Below are 1,156 nucleotides of genomic sequence, written 5' to 3'. Positions count from 1 at the left end.
ACCGTGGGCGCAGATGTTAAAGTCGGCGATACCGTTACGGTCGTTGTTGATGGTCAAACCGTGGGCACCACAAAAGTTGTGGAGCAGGACGGCAAGTTAACGTGGACGGCAGAAGTTGAGGGCAGTGTTTTAGACGGTGCGACGGCTGATAGTGTGACGGCAACCGTCACCACCACGGATGAGGCGGGTAACAGTGCCACGGCGACGGACGATCACCCTTACAACATTGATACTGACATTGCGGCAACGATCACTATTACCTCGATTGCTACCGATGATAATGTAACCGGCCCTGATTCTGAACAGTCCCAAGCGATCATCGGTACGGTTGGCGGTGATGTAAAAGCGGGCGATTGGGTAACAGTGACCCTTGATGGTAAAACGTTAGGCACCGCCGAAGTACAAGCGGATAAGTCATGGCGTTTGTCTGTTGATGGCAAGGTCTTGTTGGATGCGAATTCGGATCATGTTGGCGCAACAGTGACCACCACTGATACCGCAGGTAACAGCAAAACCGCCACGGCTGAGCATAATTATACGGTGGATGTTAACGCGACTATCGACATTGATAAGATCACTGGCGATAACGAGATCACTCAACAAGAAGGTCATCAGCAGAGCATTGCGATCACCGGTACGGTTGGCGGTCAGGTGCAAGTGGGTGACAAGGTCGTGGTAACGATTAATGGCACCGATTACAACACCCAGGTTGAGGCGGGTAACACATGGTCAGTGAATGTCACGGGCAAGGATGTGTTGCATGCAGATAAAGCCACTGCCACAGTCACAACGTCATACAGTTCACATAATGACACCGCAAACAGTGAAGAAAATTATCAGGTTGGCATCAATGCGGGTGTCACCATCACCACCATTGGTGGTGACAATGTAATCAATGAGAATGAGTCCCACGGCAAAGTGCCTGTAACCGGTACCGTTGGTGGTGATGTCAAAGTTGGCGATACCGTTACGATCACTGTAGATGGTAAAGCGGTAGGTACGGCCACAGTAGAAAATCACAATGGCAAGTTAACGTGGACGGCTGAGGTTGACGGCAGCGTATTAGATAACGCTACCACCGATAATGTCACCGCCACCGTGACAACTCATGATGAAGCAGGTCATAGCGCTACTGCGACAGATGATCATATTTACA

Annotated in this window: 1 protein-coding gene; it reads left to right on the top strand. The window is 50.5% G+C overall.

The features are described from left to right. The coding region (locus CZ809_RS20640; protein ID WP_159447960.1) for an Ig-like domain-containing protein at window positions 1–1,156 on the top strand (1,156 nt) is incomplete at both ends.

Source organism: Photobacterium piscicola, assembly GCF_900166965.1.
Taxonomy (GTDB): domain Bacteria; phylum Pseudomonadota; class Gammaproteobacteria; order Enterobacterales; family Vibrionaceae; genus Photobacterium; species Photobacterium piscicola.
Note: the sequence above shows the minus strand (reverse complement) of the source record. Positions and strands in the feature narration are given on the sequence as shown.